The organism is Dysgonomonas sp. ZJ709, from assembly GCF_011039195.1.
In the GTDB taxonomy this organism is placed as follows: Bacteria; Bacteroidota; Bacteroidia; order Bacteroidales; family Dysgonomonadaceae; genus Dysgonomonas.
Genome location: NZ_JAAKEM010000053.1, coordinates 1 through 7,274 on the forward strand (window position 1 = coordinate 1; position 7,274 = coordinate 7,274).

The following is a 7,274-nucleotide window of genomic DNA, read 5'->3' on the forward strand; positions in this document are numbered from 1 at the left end:
ATACCTTATCAACATGAATGGACAGTCGTACAGAGTTAAAGAAACTAAAAAAATGTTACAACCTGATGAAGAATAAATATCTTTAGCCAATCTCATCCGAGACACTTAGTGGTATACTTTTCAATTACTAAGTGGACTACTTTTCAATTATATTATACAGTCTCTGAGTCGTAATAAAGCAGTTTCTACAATTTCTATTGATTTTCCAAATCTGATAATAATATCTGTTTCGGATGTTTTTATAGTATCTAAGTTACTATTTACCTCGTCATGAAGCTTTGTTGTAAATTTATCCATAATCATTCATTTAAGTAATTTAGAGTATAACTAATAATAAACCAAAATGATGTGTTCTTACCGGTTATTTATGACCTCCTTTCTTTTAGCCGGCTGTCTATAGTTTTTGATTCTTGAATGTTTTGATTCAAATAATATCTGTTACTTAACTGTCAATTAAGTATAACAGCGTAGTTGAGGCACTCAATTTAGTTTTAAAAATGATTGTTCTGACAGGGGGAAATTCCCGATATGGGATTTTAGGCAGGTGTAATTTTGTAATTTACTGAATTTAGGACAGTTATTGTCGAATTGCGAGGGCTTGATATGGGTTTGATATGGGATATTATGAGAGCAGTTTTTTATCTAGATATTCCTGTATGTTCTCTTGTGATCCGGCACCTATCTTTTTGCGTATAGCAGATCTTTTCATTTGTACCGTGTTTGCACTTAACCTCATGATAATAGCGATTTCAGGACAACTGAATTTGGCATATGTCATGCAACATATGCGAAACTCGGATTCGTCCAGATTGGGATAAGATGACTTTAGTTTGTCAAAGAATCCGTCATTCATTTCATTCATGGCCTGATATAATAAATCCCAGTTTAAGGTTTCCTGTCCATAGACAATACCGTTGAATACTTTTATCAACCGGGAATCCTGTGGGTTATCACCTTTTACGTATATTTCTAAAAGTGCTGCTTTCTTTAAAATTTCAAAATGCCGCAGCAATATGTTTCTGAATCCGTTATCTTTCAGGTTATAGTTCTGGGACATTTTTATCAGCTGGTAGATTCTGGCTTCTGCTTCATGTATTGACCTTTCATTTTTCAATAACGTTTTTTTATGCCGGACAGATTTTATATAAAAAAACGAGCCGAGCAAGCCGATGATTATTATCGATATTGAAATCGTTAAGTATATCTTTAGTTCCTCCAGAGTGGATCTATATTTTTTATTACAATTGCGTTCCAGATTATACTTATTTTCTAATTCCAGTATCTGCTTATTATTACGTTCATTAATAACCAGCTCCAGGTATTCCCTGTGAGTCTGATGGAAAAACAGTGATTTATAATGATTGGAGTTTTTAGCCTCAATAGTTGATAGCGTCTTATAAATATCAGCTAACAGGTTTAAATTACCGATTTCTTGTTGAAGCTTTAAAGATTTCTCTATAGAATACAATGCTGAATCCGGCTTATTCATGTTATAGAATATCTCGGCAAGATTTAAGTAAAGTCTTGATTTATCAGAGTAATCAGTTAAGAATTTACAGGAGCTTCTGAAATAGCCGATTGCCTGTTGAAAGTTACCGGCCTTTTTATATGTTGTACCCAGGCTTTGCAGGAAGTTAGCCAGGTGCAGACTGTCATTTGTCAATTCTGCCAACCGATACCCTTTTTGATAAAAATAAACGGCACTGTCGTTTTCTGATTTTGTCAGGTAAATATCGCCTATCAGGCCATATACAAGTATTTCATTTTTACTGTCGGACGATTTCTTGAAAAAATCCGTAGATTTTAATAGTCGCTTAATTGCTTCATCTTTTTTCTTTGACTGTCCCGATAATATTATTCCGATTGAGTTTTGTATCAGACCGCATAGATTGTAATTATTTGTTTGTTCAGCATATCTCTCAGCTTCAAAATATTCATTCAAAGCCATTTTGTCTTCATTTCTCTCCTGCTTCACTCGTCCGCAATAATATGCAGCCCGGACTGCATTTGAGAAGTCTTTATTTTTCACATAGTAGTTTTTCACTTCGAATATAGATGTATCCTGTGAAATATCCTGATATAACTTATCCTTAGCCTGTATCTTTATTAAGAGATATTTATTTTGTTCACTTTTGGATAAATTATTCATGAAGTATAAGGAGTCCAACAATTTTGAAATACTATCGGGATACAAGTCCACTAAAGACTCGCATTTGTCTAAAATCTTATTTGCATCATTTGGTTGATGACTGCATGATAATGAATGAAATAAAAACAATATAACAATAAAGTACCAAAATACTATATGCAGTTTCATGTAAATAGATTAATTCGATTCCCCCTAGATTTAAGCAAATATATTTCAAAAAATTAATCGGATAAAATCGATTGTTTTATCCGGATTTAATTTGTTTGATTTATTGTGTAATATTAACGATTATATTTTATTTTTCGATTATTAACGCTAATTGTTTCTTATTGATGAATTCAGTCTCAAGGTCAAATAATGTTTTACCTGATTGTCTGCGATACGGACGATCCGTTTTATATTGCAGTTCTTTAAGTTTAGACCAGTAACCGGGTAAGTATTTATAAATATTATAAGCTCTTTGAGGTTTTTATTGCTTATGTGCAGTAAAGTGTTATGCAAAGAACATTGTCGTTATACCCTGATAATCAAATGATAAAATAAAAATAGAACTAATACTCTTTGCATAATAAATTATAAACTGTTGAGCCATTCAAGTATGATCGTGAGATGACAAATATTATACTCTTTAAATTATGAGCTACTTTCTATTAGTTAGATAATTATCTGATAAGTTTTTCTTTTACAATATTCTATGAAGATCTTATCAGATAATATAAATGCTAAAAGTCGAATTATGTTACTCCATGCAACATGAAGATGCTTGCTTAGATATTTCTTTATCGAAAGAATTAATCAGAGATATACATTCCCATTTTTTCAGTGAAACTATATTAATGTTTTGTAACCAACACCTTATCTATTCGTTGGCCGTCTTTGTCGACCACCTCTAGCTCATATTTATCAAATATAAACCGTTCTCCGACTTCTGGTAAAGTATTATTCATACTTATTATTAAACCTGCAAGGGTAGTAAAATTGCCTTTCATATAGTTATCGGGATTAATATCGAAATACTTCATAAACTCTATAAACGAATACTGCCCGTCAACCAGCCAGCTGTTTTCATCCCGTTGTATTATCTGGTATTCATCCTGTCCTATTTCACTAATGTCTCCCAACAAGGCATCCACCACATCATCCATTGTTACAATGCCTACGGTAGCACCATATTCGTCGATAACAATGCCGTAATGTATCTTCTCTTTCCGGAATAATTCGAGCACCTTATAGGCATACATATTTTCATTAAGAAACAGGGCAGGAGTTACAAAATCGTTGATATTGAACTCTTGATCTGTAGCTATGGGAAACAGGTTTTTCAACAGAACAAGACCGAGAATATCATCCAGATTGCCTTTTTTACATACAGGGTAAGCCGAATGCTTTTCTTCGTTTATCTTATTTTTCACAACATCCCATGTATCAGTAGTATTAAAAAATACGATTTCTCCCCTGTGTGTAAGCAAGGTACTTACTTTTCTGTCGCCCAACTCGAACACCCTTTCCACTATATCCTGTTCTATCTCTTGAATCTCTCCACCCTCAGCACTTTGTCTTATAATGGACTTTATTTCCTCTTCGGATATTTTATCATCCGCTGTATTATTAAGACCGATTATTTTTAAGAGCAGGTCATTTGTTACAGTCAGCAACCATACAAAAGGGGTGGTAAGTACGGACAGTATTTTCATCGGTTTAGCCAGTATAATGGCTATACGTTCGGGAAACGCCATCCCTAACCTTTTGGGCAGTAATTCTCCTAAAACAATGGATAGAAAGGTAACGCAAACCACTATAATAGTCACAGCAATATCATGTGCATAGGGTTTGACGGCATCAAACTGATTTAAGAAGCCTACAAGATTACCTGTTAATTTCTCTCCGCTATAAATACCCAACAGAATTCCGATCAGGGTTATTCCTATTTGAACAGTCGATAAAAATCTGGCAGGATTTTCTGATAGTTCCAGTGCGGTTTTAGCACCCTTGCTCCCTTTCTTTTTTGCATTCTCCAGTTTGAATTTTCGGGAAGTGACCAACGACATTTCCGACATCGAAAAAATTCCATTTAAAAGAATAAGTGCTATAATAATAATTATTTCCATATAATTTTCTGTTTAATCTTACTTTACAATTTTGCTATTGACTTTCTTATTCAATCAATTCTACTTATATATTAATAAAACTGTGTTATTAATCAGTCGGGATTCAATTCCCTATTGGCTGATAGCATTGTTCGAAGCTCAAAGGAAATAAATAATCTTTATAATCTATATAAGCGGGCACAGGGATTTGTTTTATTTGAGATTATACTCATGCTTTTCGTTTTGTATATTTTGTGATTGATTACAGCCAATAAATACGTTTTCTAACGAGGTAATAAGGGTTTAGATGCAAAAAAACAGTTTCTATATACGAAATCGACCATTACGGAGAACTTATTTTTTAGATTGTAATTTAACAAATAGCTTTGCTATGAATTTAAAAACGATTAAAAATGAAAACAATGAATCTTATATTAGTGTTTGTATGTTGCATCTCGACATATTCTTGCAGCGATGACCCCGAAAATGAAGCCGGTAGTGCTACAATAACTCTTCCGTCAACCTCTTTGAGCTATACAATTGTTGACACTGACGTTAAAGCGTTCTATTCCGACGTTGCAGCAGTATCCGAAATTGAAGAAGGAAGCACATTTTACGGACAAGATGCCAATTACATTAAAAATGCACCTTCTTACACCGACAATGGCGACGGAACCATTACCGATAACATCACAGGACTTATGTGGCAAAAAGATATGGGGCAGAAAATTTCTTTTGCAGATGCTCCCGAGGTAGCAAAGAATCTCCGAGTGGGAGGACACAGCGATTGGCGAGTACCAACAATCAAAGAATTGTACTCTCTGATTCTGTTTACAGGTCAGGTTAGAGGCGAAACAGCCATCAAAAATTTTATCAACGAAACCTATTTCATACAGCCTTTGGGCAACACCTCATTGGGAGAACGGGAAATTGATGCCCAAACGTGGTCTTCAACCCAATACGTTGGCAAGGCGATGAATAACCAAGATGTAGCTTTTGGTGTAAACTTTGTAGACGGCAGGATAAAAGGCTATCCGATACTTAAACCCGGAAGCAGCACAGCCAATACAATGTATTTCAGAATGGTTCGTGGAAATACCTCCTATGGGATAAATAAGTTTATCGACAATGGTGATGGAACGATTACCGACAACGCAACGGGTCTGATGTGGCAGAAAGCAGATGATGCTGTTGCACGTGATTGGAAAGAATCGTTGGAGTATGCCGAAAACCTGGTACTCGGAGGGCACAGCGATTGGAGATTGCCCGATGCAAAAGAGCTTCAAAGTATCGTAGACTACACGCGTTGCCCGTCAGTAACAAATTCTGCTGCAATCGATCCTATGTTTGAGACAACATCAATAACCGACCCCGATGGTGTTGCAGGACAGTATCCATACTTTTGGACAAGTACAACACATTTGGACGGAGCTAAACCTTATGAGGGAGCTGTTTACATAGCTTTTGGGCAGTCTCAGGGCGAAATGAACGGCGTTTTGATGGATGTACACGGAGCTGGTGCTCAGCGAAGTGATCCGAAGTCGGGCAACAAGAGCGACTATCCTCAATACTTCGGGCCTCAGGGCGATGTCAGATACGTGTACAACTATGTACGTGCGGTGAGAGATGCTAAATAATATTTGGGCAATGATTAATAGAAATTATATAATAAGCCTTCTTCTTGCCTTATTGTTTTTCCCGAGCTGCTCGGGAAGCGAAATTGAAACTACGCCGAATCAGAAATGGCGGTTTGTAGTGTTGTCAGATACACATATTACCGAAGATTCGGATACGGTTGCAGAGATGATCCCTTTTATTATTGAAGATGGAGTGGACTTGGTGCTTCATTGCGGAGACTTGGTTCAAGGTGGAAAGAAAGCATCCGCAGAAATGCTCAGGGTAGAATTTGGTTTGTGGAAAGAGTATTTCAAACCTCTTATTGACAGGGGAATAAAAATATATCCTGTTCGGGGAAACCACGAAGATGATGCGGCGGATGATATTTTGGTATGGAACGAAGTCTTTTCGGGCACTCTTTCGCTTCCACAAAATGGGGCTGTTGACCAGAAGAATCTCAGTTACTCATTCACTCACAATAATTCATTTTTCGTAGGATTGGATAATTACACTACAATACACCGTGTCGATCAATCGTGGCTTGACGAGCAACTGACTTCTAGCAAGAGTACCCACAAGTTTGTTTTCGGACACGAAGCGGCGTTTAAGGTTTTTCACTCCGATTGTCTCGACGATTACCCCGATGACAGAGATATATTTTGGAAAAGCATAAATAAAGCGGGAGTAAAATCGTATTTTTGCGGACACGACCACTTTTTTGATGCCACACTGATTGATGATGGCGACGGGGATAAGGATAACGATACCTATCAATTTGTTGTTGGCGGAGGCGGAGGCTGGCTGATGTCGAAGTACAATTATAACGGCGAGAACAGTTATTTCACACCCAAAGCTGTAGAGCACAGGCAGGAACACGGCTACCTGCTTGTTGAAGTAGACGGTTTGCATGTAACGCTGGTATGGAAAGGAAGAGTGGAATTTAACGGCAAAGCGGAGTACCGTTCGTCGGAAAATGTTATAAGATATTCAATGTAAGTAATGAAGACAAGGTACAAAAGAATAGAGATAACCGTATACTCAATCGTTTGGGTACTTGTCTTCTTGTTTCCATACCTGATGCAGGTTAATGAACAGATAAACAGCGTTCAGCTTTTGCAAAGATGGTTTCATCTGTCTGCTTTTTTTGTGATTTTCATTGTCAATATAACAGTTCTAGCACCACGCTTTCTTGAGCAAAAGAGATACAGATCGTATTGCTTCTTGTCGGTCATACTGGTTTTTGTTACTATTTTGGTTTATATGTATCTGCGAAGGATTAACAGCTTTTCGCCGCTGCATATTCCACCGATTTACAATGTGGCACGATTTACGAAAGATTTTTTTGATAATTCCCTCATTGGAATCTTAATTGTAGGCTTAGGAGCCGCCGCCAAATTGATAAAAAGTTGGATAAACGAGCA

5 protein-coding genes are annotated in these 7,274 nt (G+C 36.6%); 3 read left to right on the plus strand and 2 right to left on the minus strand.

Annotated features, from left to right (window positions below):
- Window positions 1–622: 622 nt before the first annotated feature.
- Both G7Y56_RS18000 and G7Y56_RS18005 read right to left on the minus strand, forming a co-directional pair.
- Window positions 623–2,317, minus strand: a complete 1,695-nt coding sequence (locus G7Y56_RS18000) for a tetratricopeptide repeat protein (protein WP_165045796.1) — start codon at window positions 2,315–2,317, stop codon at window positions 623–625.
- A gap of 665 nt (window positions 2,318–2,982) precedes the next feature.
- Entirely contained in the window at window positions 2,983–4,257 is a 1,275-nt protein-coding gene (locus G7Y56_RS18005) for a hemolysin family protein (protein ID WP_165045798.1), read from the minus strand.
- A gap of 392 nt (window positions 4,258–4,649) precedes the next feature.
- Between G7Y56_RS18005 and G7Y56_RS18010 the strand changes: the two genes are divergently transcribed.
- From G7Y56_RS18010 to G7Y56_RS18020, 3 genes are all read left to right on the plus strand, one after another.
- Window positions 4,650–5,873 (plus strand): DUF1566 domain-containing protein, encoded by a 1,224-nt coding sequence (locus G7Y56_RS18010; RefSeq protein ID WP_255498810.1) that lies wholly within the window; start codon window positions 4,650–4,652, stop codon window positions 5,871–5,873.
- A gap of 10 nt (window positions 5,874–5,883) precedes the next feature.
- Complete coding sequence (locus G7Y56_RS18015) at window positions 5,884–6,849, plus strand: metallophosphoesterase (RefSeq protein WP_165045800.1); 966 nt, start codon at window positions 5,884–5,886, stop codon at window positions 6,847–6,849.
- A 3-nt stretch (window positions 6,850–6,852) separates the two neighbouring features.
- Window positions 6,853–7,274: hypothetical protein (locus G7Y56_RS18020; protein ID WP_165045802.1), on the plus strand; the 422-nt coding region annotated here is incomplete at its 3' end.